The following is a 14,844-nucleotide window of genomic DNA, read 5'->3' as shown; positions in this document are numbered from 1 at the left end:
GCGCAGCGATGCGGAGCGATTCCCACGGCCGCACGGTAGCAGAGCCGGCGCGCGAGCAGAAATTCTCGTCTAGAGGCCGAGGCTCGACTGCTCGATCAGGTCGTCGACGACGGCCTCGAAGCGCGGTGTCCGGGCGTAGACCGCGAGCTGGCGATCCGCGCTCGTCCCCTCGTCGAGGATCGCCCGGATCCGCTCGAGCTCGTCCTGGGACCTGAAGATCTCGGCCGACTCCTGCACGAACTCGAGCAGCTCGCCGACGAGGAGGCGGACGGGGACCTGCTCCTGCTTGCCGAAATCGATGAGCTGCCCGTCGATGCCGTAGCGCACCGCGCGCCACTTGTTCTCCTCGATGAGCTCCTGCCGGTACTCGCGGAACCCGAGGTTGCGCCGGTAGAGCAGGTAGAGCTTGCCCATGACGGCCTGGATGAGCGCCGCCAGCGCCACGGTGTCGTCGAGGCGCGTGGTCATGTCGCAGATCCGGATCTCGACCGTGTCGAAGAACGGGTGGGCGCGCACGTCCCACCAGATCTTCTTCGCGTTGTCGATGCAGCCCGTCTTCACGAGCAGGTCGACGAAGCGCTGGAAGTGGCCGTACGACTCGAAGAGCCCCGGGATGCCGGTGCGCGGGAAGCGCTTGAAGATCTCGCTCCGCGTGCTCTTCAGGCCCGAGGACCGCCCGAGCCAGAACGGCGAGCTCGTCGACAGCGCGAGGATGTGCGGGAGGAAGTAGCGGATCTGGTTCGCGAGGGCCATCGCCACCTCGCGGTCCTTGACGCCCACGTGCACGTGCAGCCCGAAGATCAGGTTGGCCCGGGCGACGTCCTGCAGGTCCTCCACGATGCACCGGTAGCGCTCGCCGTCGGTGATCTCCTGCTTCTTCCAGTCGCTGAACGGGTGCGTCCCCGCCGCGACGATGCGCATCCCGCCCTGCTGCGCGAGCGCGCTCAGGCTGCTGCGCAGCTCGGTCAGCTCTCCCCTCGCCTGCCGGACGTCGTGGCAGATGCCGGTGCCCGTCTCGACGACCGACTGGTGCATCTCCGCGCGGACGCGCTCGCGCAGGAGCTTGTGGCCCTGCCCCTCCTCGAGCAGCTGGCTCACGTACGACTTGAGCTCGCGCGTCTCGGCGTCGACGATCTGGAACTCCTCCTCGATGCCCAGCGTGAACTGGCCGTCGAGGAGCCCCATGGCCGCGGTCACGACGAGGCCCCGAGCCGCACCTTCTGCACGGAAGGCCGGACCAGCCTCGACCACGCGTAGTCGTCGCGCGTCCGCCGGTCGCCGCGCGCGCACTCCACGGCGAACGTGACCATCCAGTCGACCGCGATGTTGAAGTAGCGCTCCCGCAGGTGCTCGATGTGCATGTCGGGCGCCGGGTTCGTGAAGTCGATCGCGTACGGGACCCCGTCCCGGATCGCGAACTCGATCGAGTTCATGTCGTAGCCGAGCGCCCTGTTGATCTTGATCGCGTCCTCGATGATGCGATCGTGCAGCCGCTTGGGGAGCCACCGCTCGTCCTCGTGCTGCACGTAGCAGCCGCGGAGCCCGGTGGGGCCGATCGCCTTCGGGTCGTACTGGATCGGGAGGATGCGATCCTTGCCGACGCAGATGCAGCGGACGTAGTCGTCGAAGTCGATGAACTCCTGCAGGGTCATGACGTTCTGCCCCGAGGCGTTGTAGGCGGCGAGCAGCTCCTCCTGGCTCCGCACCACCGACACGTCCTTCCAGCCGCCGCCGTCCGCGGGCTTGAGGATGGCCGGGAAGCGCACGTAGTCGATGATCGCATCCCAGTTGAGCGGGTACTCGAGGTTGCGGAGGCTGCGCTCCTTGACGATCCCCGGGATGTAGTCGCGCTGGGGCAGCATGACGGTGCGCGGCGTCGCGATCCCGATCTGCGACGCCAGCGAGTAGCCGAAGAACTTGTCGTCCGCGCTCCACCAGAACGGGTCGTTGATCACGAACGCTCCGCCGAGCGCCGCTGCCTTCAGGTGGAAGCGGTAGTGCTTCACCTCCTGGCTGATCCGGTCGATGAGCACCCGGTAGGGGCTCTCGAAGCGCTCGGGCGTCCCGCCGATCGTCGCGATCTCCGCCCGGATGCCCGGCACCTTGTTGCACCTCTCGAGGAAGGCCTGCGGGAACGATTGTTCCCAGCCGACGAGGATGCCGATCTTGTCCGCCATACGCTGCTATCTCCTCCCACCACACAGGTTCGCGACCCCCGCGATTGACGCGCAGCGTAGCGCGGATACTCAGGAAATTTATGCTATAATTGTATCGATGAGTCGGCCGCGCGGGCGGACCAACGGCTCTGTCCGCCGGTCCGTCCGGTGCATCGCGATGGAGCTCGCCGGGCACGCGCAGGCGCTCAGCCCCGGGCGGCAAACCCAGGCCCGATTCGCCAGGGACGGAGGCCATCTCAAAATAGATCTTGACGGAACCCGTTCGGCAAGTAGAGTCGCGCACCTCTCCGACGGGGCGGGTAGCTCAGCGGCAGAGCGTCGGCCTTACAAGCCGATGGTCGCAGGTTCGACCCCTGTCCCGCCCACCCCAGGGCTAGGGCCCTGGGTCAGCTGTGATGAGTTCAGTCTGGGGTGGTAGTTAAGTTGGTTATAACGCCGGCCTGTCACGCCGGAGGCCGCGGGTTCGAGTCCCGTCCACCCCGCCAACTTTCTTCCGTATTTCCGAGCTGCCGTTCACCTGAGCTTCCCTCGGTCGCCCTGCATCGCTCGATGCAGGGCAGCGACGAGATCTGGCTCGTGGGCAGCGCGCACCGAGCAGCGCCGGTGCTCGCTGGGCGATCGGATCACTGACATCTGGGGTGGTAGTTAAGTTGGTTATAACGCCGGCCTGTCACGCCGGAGGCCGCGGGTTCGAGTCCCGTCCACCCCGCCAGCACGTCTCGGATCTCCGACGCTCGACCGTCAGGCCGCCTTCCACTGGGCCGCAGGCGCGGAGCTCACCGCGTTCCAGCGCGCGGAGCTCACCGCGCCATCACGCGCTGGATGGCCGCATCGAGGTCGCGGAAGCTCACCGGCTTGATGAGGTGCTCCACGAAGCCGGCGCGTATCGTCTTGCGGCGATCCTCCTCCATCCCGTAGCCGCTCAGCGCGATGGCCTTGAGCTCGTTGCCGGCGGACCGGATCGAGGCGATCAGCTCCGTGCCGCTGCCGTCGGGTAGCCCGAGGTCGCTCACGAGCAGATCGAACGCCTCCGCCTCGACCAGGTCGAGCGCCGAGCGCACGCTCCGGGCGATGCGCACCGTGTGACCGGTCAGCGTGAGCAGCTCGCTCATCATCTCCGCCGTGTCCTCGTGGTCCTCCACGAGCAGGATGCGCAGCGCGCGCCTCGGCGCGGCCGTCCCGGCGGCCTTCGCCTGCGCCGGCGTCACGGCCGCAGGCGGCCTCGCGGAGGGCAGCAGGACGCGGAAGGTCGCCCCGGACCCCCGCCCCGGGCTCGACGCCGTGATCGTGCCGCCGTGCAGCTGCACGATGGCGCGCGAGATCGCGAGCCCGAGGCCGAGCCCGCCGAAGTGCCGCGTCGTGTCCGCGTTGCCCTGCTCGAACGCGTCGAAGATCCGCGGCAGGACCTCGGGCTCGATGCCGACGCCCTGATCCCGCACCTCGATGACCACCTGCGCGCCCTCGTGGTAGCAGCGCAGCTCGATCTGCGACCCGGGATAGCTGAACTTCACCGCGTTCTTCAGCAGGTTCCAGATCACCTGCTCCAGCCGAGCGACGTCCGCCGAGACCCAGTGCTCGCCCGGAGCGACGTCGAGCGTCAGCCGGATGCTCTTGGCGTCGACCTCATCGGCGCAGATCTCCATCGCGTGCTCGATCACCGTGCGCGCCGCGACCGCCTGCGTGATGAGCTCGAGCTTGCCTCGCACCACCCGCGTCAGGTCCAGGAGATCGTCGATGAGGCGCGCCTCGAGCTCGGCGTTGCGCTGGATCATCTCGACGCTCCGGCGGACATCGCCGACCAGATCGTCGCGGCGGAGCAGCCGCGACGCGGCGGTGACGACCGGCGTGAGCGGCGTCCTGAGCTCGTGCGACAGGACGGCCAGGAACTGGTCCTTCGTGCGGTTCGCGTGCTCCGCGGCCTCGCGCGCCGTGATCAGATCGGCCTCGACCTGCTTGCGGCGCGTGATGTCCTGCACCACCGCCATCGTGTGGGTGATGCGGCCGCCCGCGTCCCGTATCGCCGTCACCGTGGTGCTCGCCCAGAGGCGCCTCGCGTCCCTCGTCACGTAGCGGTTCTCGATCGCGAAGTCGCTGATCTCGCCGCGCAGGAGCCGCTCGTACGGCTCGGCGACGGTGCTCGCGTCCTCCGGGGCCGTGACGTCGAGGAGCGCCTTCCCGAGCAGATCCGCCGCCTCGTGGCCGAGCATGTCGGCGAACTTCCGGTTCACCCGCACGAAGCGGCCCGCGCCGGGCTCGCACTGGACCTTGCCGACCACCGCGCTCTCGAAGATCGTGCGGAAGTCCTCCTCGCTCGCGCGGAGCGCCTCCTCCGCGCGCTTGCGCCGGGTGATGTCGGTCAGCATCGCCGACGCCCCGATGATCTGGCCGCCGGCGTCGTGGATGGGCGCGACGCTGATCGAGACGTCGACGCGGGCGCCGCCGCGCGCGATCCCCACCGTCTCCACGGGCTCGAGGCGCTCGCCGGCGAGCACCCGATCGAGGACGGCGCGCATCTCGTCGGCGCGCTCGGGCGCGACGATGAGGTGCACGGGGCGGCCGGTCACCTCCTTCTCGCCGTAGCCGAACATCCGCTCCGCGGCCGCGTTCCAGCTCGTGATGGCCCCGTCGACCGTCGCGCCGAGGATCGCCTGCTCGGCCGACTCGACGATCGCGGCGAGCTGGCCCCGCTGCACCTCGGCCTCCTTCACGCGGGTCACGTTCACGAGCGTGATGACCACGCCCGAGATGACGTTCGTCAGCGTGCGGTACGGCAGGACCCGCATCACGTAGCAGCAGCGGCCGTCGTCGAGCTGCACCTCCCGCTCCTTCGGGGCGAGCGTCCGCAGGACGTCGCGCGCGTCCGAGGCGAGCGACGAGGCGTCGAAGCGCGCCGCGATGTCGAGGATGGGCCTGCCGACGTCGCTCTCGATCAGCCGGAAGACCTCCGTCGCCGCGGGCGTGAACCGCCGGATCCGGAGCTCGTCGTCGAGGAACACCGTCGGGATCTGCGTGCTGAGCAGGAGGTTCTGGAGGTCGTCGTTCGTCGCGTCGAGCGCCTCGATCTTCGCCTTGAGCTCGCTGTTCAGCGTCTCGAACTCCTCGTTCAGGCTCTGGAGCTCCTCGTTCATGCTGAGGAGCTCCTCGTTCGAGCTCTTGAGCTCCTCGTTCGACGTCTCGAGCTCCTCGATCGTCGTCTGGAGGTGCTCCCGCGTGGCCTTGAGCTCGTGCTCGAGCTGGTCGAGGAGCGGCGCGCTCTCCCGCCGCGGGCCGGGCGGCGGCGCCTCGCCTCGCGCCGCCGGCAGGAGCTCGTCGAACAGGACGACGAACAGGCCGAGATCGTCATCGAGGCCGCCGAGGGGCCGCACGACGAGGTTGAGGCGCTGCGTCCCCCCGCGGGTCTCGACCGCGATGTTCTCGTGGACCACCTGCTCGCGCATCCGGACGGCGCGGTGCACGGCCGACCGCACCTCGGGGCGCAGCGCCCGCAGGACCATGTTCGAGACGTTGACGTCGAGCGCCCCCGTCGACGGATCGAGGTACTTCCCCGTCTGGCCGGACAGGTACACGATGTCGCCCTGCTCGTTCACGACGACGCACGGCGGCCCGTAGCGCTCGAGGAGGCACCGCTCGATGGTGCGCTCGATGCTCTGCTCCGGCGACCAGGCGCTGCGGCGCACGAGCTCGCTGGCGCGCCGCGCCGCCCCGGTCCGCTCGTCGAGCGGGAGCCGCGGCAGCGCGTGCCCGACGACGCGCTTCTTCTGGAAGAGGCGCCGCTTGCCGTCGACCGCGCGGAACAGCTCGGTCCGCTGCGACACGCTCTCCGAGGGGCCGAGGAGCAGGTAGCCGCCCTCGACGAGCGCGTAGTGGAAGAGGCCGAGCACGCGCTTCTGGAACTCGCCCTCGAGGTAAATGAGGACGTTGCGGCACGAGATCAGATCGATCCGCGAGAACGGCGGGTCCTTCGTGAGATCGTGCCGGGAGAAGACGCAGACGTCGCGGATCGCCTTGGCGACCGAGCAGGTGCCGCCCTCCTCGGCGACGACGAAGCGCGCGAGGCGGTCCGAGGAGATGAGCCGCGTCGCCTCCCTGGGGTAGCGGCCCTGCCGCGCGATCTCGATGGCCTGGTCGTCGAGGTCGGTGCCGAAGATCTGCACGCGCGGCGCCGCGGGGAGCGCCTCGATGTGCTCCATGAGGAGCATCGCGATCGAGTAGACCTCCTCGCCGGTGGCGCAGCCCGGCACCCAGACGCGGAGCGGGCTGTCCGCCCCGCGGTCCGCGAAGAGCGCCGGCACGATCTCCGCCCGCACCGCCTCGAAGGTGTCCGGGTCGCGGAAGAAGTCGGTCACGCCGATGAGGAGATCGCGGACGAGCTGCATCGGCTCGTCCGCCTCTCGCCGGAGCTGCGCCATGTAGTCAGCGATCGAGGTCGCCCGCACCACCTGGGCCCGGTGCTGCACCCGCCGGAGCAGCGTGGTCCGCTTGTACTGGCGGAAGTCGTGCCCCGTGCGCTCGATGATCAGGGCGCAGATCTCGGGCAGCCGCGTGGCGATCTCCTCGACGAGGTTCGCGCGATCCTCCTCCACGGGGAGGCGCCGCGCGTACTCGAGCAGCGCGGCGGGCATGTCGCGGATGGCGAGCACGTAATTGACGAGCCCCGTCTCGATCGCGTGGCGCGGCATCTCCGGGTGGGCGGCCGTCGCGGGGTGCTGCGCGATCGTGAGCCCGCCGTGCTCCCGGACGACCTTGAGCCCGGTCACGCCGTCGTGCCCCGAGCCGGAGAGCACCACCGCCACGGCCCGCTGCTTCCCCTCCTCGCCGAGCGACCGGAGCAGCGCGTCGATCGCCGTGCGGGGCCCGCGCGGGTCCACGAGCCTGCTCAGCCGAAAGACGCCGTCCCGGATCGTCGGCGTGGCGTTCGAGGGGGTGACGTAGACGTGGTTGGGCTCGATCGGCAGCCCGTCCGCCGCCTCCAGCACGCGCATGGCCGTGTGGGCCCCGAGCAGCTGCGACATCACGACCGCGCTGTGCGGCTCGAGGTGCACGAACACGAACACGAACCCGCTGTCGGGCGGCATCGCCGAGAGGAAGCTCCTGAAGACCTCCAGGCCGCCCGCCGACGCTCCGAGAGCGACGATGAGGCTGTCGGCCACCTGCGGTCGCTGGGGCGACGGGGCGCCCGTCGCGGTATTGCGGCTCTCACCGTCACTTCGCATCAAAGCGCTCCGACGTTTAGTACACGTCCGGGACAACAGCCAGAGAGCGTCGGCACAAAGCGCGCCAGGAGAGCTTCATAAGGATCTACCCGACCCTCATCTCCTGTGGCACGACCACCTGACAGCGCCTGTGGCTCGAACGCTTCAATCCATTTCGCGGGCGCGAGTGCGACGCTTCTCCTTGACAAATCACATCATCTTCGCATGCATAGCCGCCGAGCGGCCGGCTCGGCCGCGGAGATACGGAGCGCTTGATGAGTCGATCTCTTATCTGGTGGAAGGCGACATCCGTCACGGTGAAGGCCGCGGCGGCGTGCGTCGTGGTGGTCACCCTGGGCGCCGCGGTGCTCGTCGGGCGCTGCGCTGTGACGCAGCCGCAGCGGACCGAGCCGGTCCTCGTGAGCGGCGCGGTGATCACGATCGACGCGGTGCCCGCCGCGCCGCCGGGGGTCGTCGTGGTCGGTCAGGCGACGGACTTCGGCGGGCCCCACGCCTCCGGGGTGAACGCGCTGCGCGGCCTCGTGTACTTCGTGCCGAACGGCACGTCGCACCTCCTGAACACCGCCTCGCTGAGCCCGGTCGCGGTCCTCTACACGTCGCGGCTCGATATCTCGCCGCGCTCCTGGCAGAGCGGCTTCCCGGGCGTGCCCGGCGGCCGCAACGAGTGGTTCCAGATCTCGTACGAGGGAGAGTTCGTGACCGCGCGCAGCGGAGCGCACCAGTTCGAGCTGCTCTCGGACGACGGCTCCAGGCTCTTCATCGACGATCACCTGGTGGTCGAGAACGACGGCCGGCACGAGCCGCAGGGCGCGCAGGGCTCGGTGATGCTCCAGCCTGGCAAGCACCGGATCCGGGTCGGCTACTTCCAGGGGCCGCGCTTCGAGATCGCGCTGCAGCTCTTCGTGACGCCCCCGCAGGGCGCGCGGCAGATCCTCGACATCTCCCGGGTGCTCTGAGCCCCTCGCGGGCGGGGCCGCGCCCCCTCAGCCGCCGCGCTGCGCGAGCGCGAGCAGCGCCTTGACCTTCGCGTACGAGATGTAGGGGTTGTCCTCCTCGCCCCCGAGATCGTCGGTGTCCTCGCCCGCGCCCTGGGCCCGGATCGGCATCCACAGGTAATCCGGGTGGAGCTCCCTGCCGTTGATCCCGTTGACGATCGACGGGTTCTTGATCCACTCGCCCCCGAGGATCGTGAGGTCGTTGTCGAGCTCGAGCACGTAGTGGAGCTCCGAGACGGAGAGCGGGACGTCGCGCTGAGCGGGCGGGCGGAGGAGCGTCTCGCCGGTGACCGAATCGGAGATCATCCAGAAGCGCGCGGCCACGCGGACGAAGCGCCTCGCGCCCGGGTTGAACCGGTAATTGTAACAGTCGGCGCCGATATAGGCTCCGCCGCACATGAGCCGCGCGGCCTCCTGTGGGTCCACCTCCTCGATGGTGTCGATCGCGAACTGCTTGACGGGGAAGCTCCACACCTCCCAGTCCCAGGTGTGGTCGACGATGAACATGAGCCGCTGCTTCTGGGTCGACTCGCCGGTGAGCGGCTTCGCGCCGACCCCGAGCAGCCCGGTCATGGCGACGTGCATCGTGGCGGGGTTGAGGTCGCGGCAGGCGGGATCGATCGGCCTGCCGTAGACGTCGCGCGCCGTCCGATCCGCCCGCGTCTCGCACCGGCGCCCCGAGAAGGTCACCGCGTCGCTGAAGTAGAGCTCGCTCATGAGCGCCTCGATGTCCGCCATGCGAAACAGGACGCAGTCGGTCTCCGCCGCGGCGCACTCGGTCACCTTGGAGCGAACGAGCTTCACGCGGACGTCGCGGCGCGGCACGGCGTCCTCGGCGGCGACGTAGGCCGACCACCCGTTGCAGTGTCCCCACCAGTACTCCGGATAGACGCCCTGGTAGAGCCCGTGATGCTGCAGCTCCCAGCGCGTGGCCGGACCGGCCACGACCACCGCCGGCTGGATATAAGGAGGGTTGCGCAGGTACTGGGGCCTCCGGAGATCGTCCGTGCTCCACGTGGCGATGCTCGCGAGCGACTCAGTCTGCCCCGAGTGGAAGAGGACGTCGTATTTCTCGACGGGAGAGAGGTTGTCCGGGTCGGAGGTCCGATCCGAGTAGTTCTTGATGGTCGAGTTCCAGCGGTCGGCGATGCCGTTCTGCCGCTGGGGCCACCAGTTCGATGCGAACGCGTTTGTCTGCGCCTCGCCTCCCAGCAGCGTCGAGTCGAGCCGGAGCCGGGCGCCCTGGAGCTCGGGGTGCAGGTGCAAGGGCAGGTTGGCGCCGTCGATCGCCTCGCGGGCGCCGCGCCCGGGGAGGAGGAGCTGGTGGGAGCCGCCGAGGATCTGGCCGGTCTCGGGCGAGTAACCAAGCACGTAGGGCACGGGCCCACCCTCGATGAACCGGAAGGTCGCGCCGTTCAGGCTGCTCGCCGCGACGGCGACGCTCTCCTCCGGCGCGCGGTCGAGTTCCGCGCAGCCCAGGACCAGGAATACCGAGCTCACGAGGCTCGCCTTCATCTGCGTCTTCATCGCTGATCCCCCCGCAGATCGACGCTCGCCGATCCCGCGAGTGTTCTCTGCAGAGGCCGCGCCACCGGCCTCGGCGGTAAAGAGCGCAGCCATTGCACGCGGCGGCAGCCCGAGCATTCACCGCGCGCCGATGCGCCAGAGCACGACCTTCACGGTGTCGATGAGGATGGAGATATCGAACCAGAGCGAGAAGCTCTTCATGTAATAGAGATCGTACTGGAGCTTCTCCAGCGCGTCCTCGGCGGACGCGCCGTAGCGGCAGCGCACCTGCGCGTGCCCCGTCACTCCCGGCTTCACGCAGAGCCGCTGCCGGAAAAAGGGGATCTGCTTCTCCAGCGCCTCGATGAACTCGGGGCGCTCGGGCCGCGGCCCCACCATGCTCATCTCCCCGACGAGCACGTTCCAGAGCTGCGGCAGCTCGTCGAGCCGCGTCCTCCGGATGAACCGCCCGACGCGGGTCACGCGCGGATCGTTCTCGATGGCCCACGCGGCCCCGTTCTTCTCGGCGTCGGTGCGCATCGACCGGAACTTGTGGATCCTGAACGGCTTCCCGAGTGCGCCTGTCCGGATCTGCGAATAGAGCGCCGGACCGCTGGAATCGAGCTTCACCGCGATGGCCGTGAGCGCCATCAGCGGCAATGCGATCACGAGCCCGGCGGTCGCGCACACGACGTCGAAGATCCGCTTCGCGACGAGCGTTCGCCGCCGCACGCTGAACCCGTGAGAGAAGATGATCTGGCTCGGCTTCAGCTCGCGCACGCAGATCTTGCCGGTCACGCGCTCGTAGAAGTCCATGCCCTCCTCGATCTGGACGCCGCGGAACTTCAGATCGAGCAGCTCCTCCAGCGGGAACGCCGCGCGGCGCTCGGAGGTCGCCACGATCACCGCCGCGACGCCGCGCTGCTCGACGAGGCGCCGGAGATCCCGGTACCTCCCCGCGATCTCGGGCTCATCGATCGGCTCCTCGTCCCTGACCACCCGGCCGGCGAGGCGCAGCCCGAGGACGTCTCCGTCCTTCCGGATGAGGGCCGCGCAGGCGCGGGCGAGCTCGCCCGACCCCAGCACGACCGCCACCTTGGAGAAGCTCTCGCTGCTCAGCACCCGATTGCACGCCGCGCGCCACGCCGGGAGCACGATCGCCGCCGCCCCGAGCGATGTCAGGAGCACCCGATCGCCGACCTCGGCGTCCGGCACGAGCCAGAACGCGAGCCACAGCACCGCCGCCGCCAGGCCGAGCGCCCGGAACGTCGTCAGGAACAGCGCGCGTGCCCTGGGCGGCTCGGGCCCATAAAGGCCGTGATAGTAGAGCGACGTCAGCGCGACAAGCGAGATGCTCAACGTCTGCCCGAAGCGCGCTCCGTCGAGCGCGTGCTCCCAGCCCACGAGCACGCCCGGCGCGCAACACACCAGAAGCGAGAGCAGGCTGGCCTCGACAAACCACACCATGGCCCGGCGCGGCGACCGGAACAGCTCCAGCATCATCCCTCCACTCGTCGGCCCCGGGCGGTCGCGCGTCACAGCGCATCGCCTCCGGCGGGGCACACACGGTCGTAGTTGAGCCCACAGTAGAGCAGACCGGGGCAGATCGCCAGATGCCTCCGACGAATCTCGTTCATCGGCGGCGGACTGAGCCGCCCCGCGCGAAGCCGAGCACGGCGCAATTGACCTCATCGCGGGCGATTGCGCTGGTGATGTACAGGCAGTCGAGAGGGGTTGCGACGGAAGAACACCGTCGACGGACTGCATACGTCGCGTCCGGGGTGCGCGCTGGGGGCTTTGGAGGATCCGCCGCGCGGCGGGCGCGTCGCTCCCGGCCGGGGCGCGCTTGGCTCGGGTGTGTCGAAGCCGACGTGTCGAGGCGGATTATCGCGCTTGGCGCGTCGCGGCCGTGCCGGCTTCACCGGCGCGCGCGGGCGGCGTCTCGCCCGGGGTCTCGCCGGGGGCGCCGTCGCGGTCGTCGCGCTCTCGGCCCGGCTCGGGCGGCTGCCAGCGGCCGGACGGCATCCCCTGGATCATCGCGGTGCGGCGCTCGTCGTCCCATGCGCTGTCGGGGTCGCGGCGCACCGTCCGGTGGCGATCCGTCGACAGCGTCCCCGAGATCCCGGCCATGACGATGCTCCTCAGCGAGCCGCCGGCCTCGCCTGCGCTCGGGGCCGGGTCGAGCGCGGCGCGCACGTACTCCAGATCGACGCCGCCGCGCAGCGCGATCCCGCGCGCCAGGGGGTAGGCGATCTCCGCGCCGGCGAGCGCCGTCGTCGTGGACAGCGACCCTTCCCTGGAGGGCGCCGGCGCGCCGGGGGCGAGGTGGAGCGGCGGATTCGCGGCGACCGGGGCGCTGCCGGTCGAGAAGCGGGCGACGCCGGTCACGATGAGGTCGCGGGTCGCGCCGCCCCGCGCGGGCCGGAAGCTCGCTTCGAGGGACGCCTCGTGCTCGTGGCCGAATCCGATCCTCGGCCCGAGCGACGTGTAGGCATAGGCATAACCCGCTGTCAGCCGGTAGCGCTCCTGCACGTAGGTGAGCCCGACACGCGCCGTCGGCGCGACCACCGCGTCGCGCGACGACAGCACGGGCGGCGGGCTCGCGACGGTCACGCCGCCTTCGATGCGCGTCGAGGCGTTCCGCGTGAGCTCGTGAGACGCGGAGAGGAGCGCAACGCCGGCGTGGACGCGGGCCTCGCCGCGCGTGAGCTCGGTGTCGAGCAGCGCGTGGTGGTACTGGGTGAGCTCGTACCGGAGCTCGGGGGTCAACGTGTCCAGCGCGCCGAGCTCGATCGCTGTGCTCACCTGGGCGCGCCCCGTGTGCGCGTCGATCCCGACCGCGGCGGGGTCGTCGGCCGAGAGCGCGCCCGCCTGCTCGTACCCGAGGTCGAGGCGCGCCGCGGACCGCCGCGACGTGGTGATCGACAGGGTCGGTCCGCCGGAGAGCGTGTATTGCAGGCGATTGCCGGACAGGAACGGATCGCGCGTGGCGAGCGCATCGGCGGCGCGCACGCCGAGGCGGGTCGCGAGGTAGCCGGCCGTCGCCATCGAGAGATCCGCGCGCGGCGAGAGCGCCCAGCCCGCTCCCCCGCCGAGGCGCGCCGAGGCGCTGTCGGACGGCGAGGATCGCGCCGCGTCGAGCGAGATCTGAAAGACCCGCTCGTAGCTCCCGTCGACGCTGAATCCATAGCGCGAGCTCTCGCCGCGCAGCGCGCCCTCGACCGAGCCCCCGACGCCCGCCATCAGCGCGCCGGAGCCCACGTCCCCGACGTTCGACGCCACGCTCTGCTCCACCGCGGCCCGCGCCGTCACGTCGGAGTCCCACATCGGCAAGACGAACGAGAACACGCGCCCCCTCGCTGTCGAGCGGCAGGCCCCGCGGCGCGGAGCGACCCGGATCGGCCGCCCGCACCTCCCCGGCAGCACGCCCGGCGCCCGGAGCGTCCCACGTTCGTCGATGTTTGCAACATTACAAATCTGGTCTCGACAGGTCGCGGCCGCGGCGCGGGGCGCGCTCTCGCGGTGTGGACGTGCGCAGGCAGGGCGGCACGTACCTCGGAGTCCTCCCCTACCCTGCTGAGGGCGGAAGCGTAATGTGTAATATATATTACATCATGAAGTCTGGCGCGGAAGCGGGCGTGGGGGAGGAAGGCAGGTCGAGGTCGCTGCGCGTTCTCTGGGTGACGCGCATCTTTCCGAACCGGGTTGAGCCGCTGTCGTGCGCGTTCCAGCGGCAGCAGCTCGCGGCGCTGTCGCGGCGCTGCGTGGTGGAGGTGCTCGCGGCGATCCCGTACCACCCGGGCGTATCGCTCCTGGGCGAGCGCACGCGTCCGGGCCGCCTGACGGCGGTGCCTGAGCGCGACGAGATCGACGGCGTCTCGGTGGTGCACCCGCGCGCGCCGTACCTCCCGGGGGCGGGCCGCGTGCTGGCGCCCGTGAACGCGCCGCTTTACCTGGCGGGGCTCCTGCCGCACGTCCCGGGGCTCCGCGGGCGGTTTGACGTCGTGCTGGGGGCGTGGCTCTACCCCGACGCCTGCGCCGCGGCGCTGCTCGCCCGGATGCTCGGCCTCCCCTATGTGGTGAAGGCCCATGGCACGGACGTGAACGTCGTCGCCCGCTGGCGCTCGGTGCGCCCGCTCGTCGCCAGCGCGCTCCGGTCCGCCGCGTACGCCATCGGCGTGAGCCGGCCGATGGTCGAGGCGCTCGTGGCGCTCGGCGCCCCGAAGGCGCGCGCGGTCCTCGTCCGCAACGGGGTCGACCGCGCGCTCTTCCACCCGGCCGACCGGGGCGCCGCCCGGCGCGAGCTCGGGCTCCCGGAGCGCGGGCGCGTCGTGACGTTCGTCGGGAACGTCAGCCGGGAGAAGGGCATCCACGAGCTGCTGCGCGCGTTCGAGGCGCTCGGCAGGGACGGCTGCGACGGAGGCGAGCCGGTCCACCTCGTGGTCGTCGGCGACGGCCCGGAGCGGGAGGCGGTCGAGCAGGCCGCGCTGCGGCGCGATCGTGAGCGCGGGCCGGCGGACCTGCGCGACGGGCGCGGCCGGATCCTCGCGGTCGGGGCGCGGCCGCTCTCCCAGGTTGCCCGCCACCTCGCCGCGACGGATCTGCTGGCGCTCCCGAGCTGGGCGGAGGGCACCCCGAACGTGGTGCTCGAGGCGCTCGCTTCCGCGCGGCCCGTGGTGGCGACGCGCGTGGGGGGCATTCCGGACGTTGTGACGCCGGGGCGCACCGGGCTGCTCGTCCCGCCGCGCGACGCCGGAGCGCTCGCCCAGGCGCTCCGCGACGCGCTCGCGCGGACCTGGGACGACGGCGCGTTCGCCGACGCGGCGCCCCCGTCCTGGGAGGAGAGCGCGGAGGCGCTGCGGCGGCTGCTCGCGCGGGCGGCGTTCGGGGGAGGCGGGCGGGTCGCCGCCTGAAGTGGAGGGCGCTTGCGCCGGCAACGGCCCGGCGTCGTAC

8 protein-coding genes and 3 tRNA genes are annotated in these 14,844 nt (G+C 70.7%); 5 read left to right on the top strand and 6 right to left on the bottom strand.

The features are described 5' to 3' along the window. Positions 1-69 precede the first annotated feature (69 nt). Both WMF36_RS19085 and WMF36_RS19080 read right to left on the bottom strand, forming a co-directional pair. A complete protein-coding gene (locus WMF36_RS19085) occupies positions 70-1,197 on the bottom strand; it encodes a carboxylate-amine ligase (RefSeq protein ID WP_437581043.1) in 1,128 nt (375 codons plus the stop codon). Further along, positions 1,194-2,177, bottom strand: coding sequence for an ATP-grasp domain-containing protein (locus WMF36_RS19080; RefSeq protein WP_437581042.1), 984 nt, complete (start codon positions 2,175-2,177; stop codon positions 1,194-1,196). Before WMF36_RS19080 ends, WMF36_RS19085 begins: the two co-directional genes overlap by 4 nt. Positions 2,178-2,470: 293 nt before the next feature. Between WMF36_RS19080 and WMF36_RS19075 the strand changes: the two genes are divergently transcribed. The 3 genes from WMF36_RS19075 (at position 2,471) to WMF36_RS19065 (ending at position 2,889) form a co-directional block, all read left to right on the top strand. Next, a tRNA-Val gene (locus WMF36_RS19075) sits at positions 2,471-2,542 on the top strand. A 43-nt stretch (positions 2,543-2,585) separates the two neighbouring features. Further along, positions 2,586-2,662 (top strand) — tRNA-Asp (locus WMF36_RS19070). A gap of 150 nt (positions 2,663-2,812) precedes the next feature. Continuing rightward, positions 2,813-2,889: transfer RNA gene (locus tag WMF36_RS19065), tRNA-Asp, on the top strand. Positions 2,890-2,977: 88 nt separating this feature from the next. On the opposite strand, the gene WMF36_RS19060 is transcribed toward WMF36_RS19065, so the two are convergent. After that, positions 2,978-7,390: a PAS domain S-box protein gene (locus tag WMF36_RS19060; protein WP_437581041.1), complete on the bottom strand. Its 4,413-nt coding sequence runs from the start codon at positions 7,388-7,390 to the stop codon at positions 2,978-2,980. A gap of 254 nt (positions 7,391-7,644) precedes the next feature. Here WMF36_RS19060 and WMF36_RS19055 point away from each other — a divergent pair, with 254 nt between their 5' ends. Further along, positions 7,645-8,346 (top strand): PA14 domain-containing protein, encoded by a 702-nt coding sequence (locus WMF36_RS19055; RefSeq protein WP_437581040.1) that lies wholly within the window; start codon positions 7,645-7,647, stop codon positions 8,344-8,346. Positions 8,347-8,373: 27 nt separating this feature from the next. Here the strand turns inward: WMF36_RS19055 and WMF36_RS19050 are convergent, their stop codons facing one another. The 3 genes from WMF36_RS19050 to WMF36_RS19040 form a co-directional block, all read right to left on the bottom strand. Next, entirely contained in the window at positions 8,374-9,912 is a 1,539-nt protein-coding gene (locus tag WMF36_RS19050) for a hypothetical protein (RefSeq protein WP_437581039.1), read from the bottom strand. A gap of 117 nt (positions 9,913-10,029) precedes the next feature. Continuing rightward, the gene (locus tag WMF36_RS19045; RefSeq protein ID WP_437581038.1) at positions 10,030-11,394 is read right to left on the bottom strand and encodes a TIGR03013 family XrtA/PEP-CTERM system glycosyltransferase; all 1,365 of its coding nucleotides are present in this window, start codon (positions 11,392-11,394) and stop codon (positions 10,030-10,032) included. Positions 11,395-11,775: 381 nt separating this feature from the next. After that, the gene (locus tag WMF36_RS19040; RefSeq protein WP_437581037.1) at positions 11,776-13,239 is read right to left on the bottom strand and encodes a hypothetical protein; all 1,464 of its coding nucleotides are present in this window, start codon (positions 13,237-13,239) and stop codon (positions 11,776-11,778) included. Between the two features lie 266 nt (positions 13,240-13,505). On the opposite strand from WMF36_RS19040, the gene WMF36_RS19035 reads away from it, so the two are divergent. Beyond that, positions 13,506-14,804, top strand: a complete 1,299-nt coding sequence (locus tag WMF36_RS19035) for a glycosyltransferase family 4 protein (protein ID WP_437581036.1) — start codon at positions 13,506-13,508, stop codon at positions 14,802-14,804. Positions 14,805-14,844 lie beyond the last annotated feature (40 nt).

It is taken from the genome of Sorangium sp. So ce887 (genome assembly GCF_051521455.1).
Taxonomy (GTDB): domain Bacteria; phylum Myxococcota_A; class Polyangia; order Polyangiales; family Polyangiaceae; genus Sorangium.
This window is presented reverse-complemented; position numbering and strand designations above follow the sequence as displayed.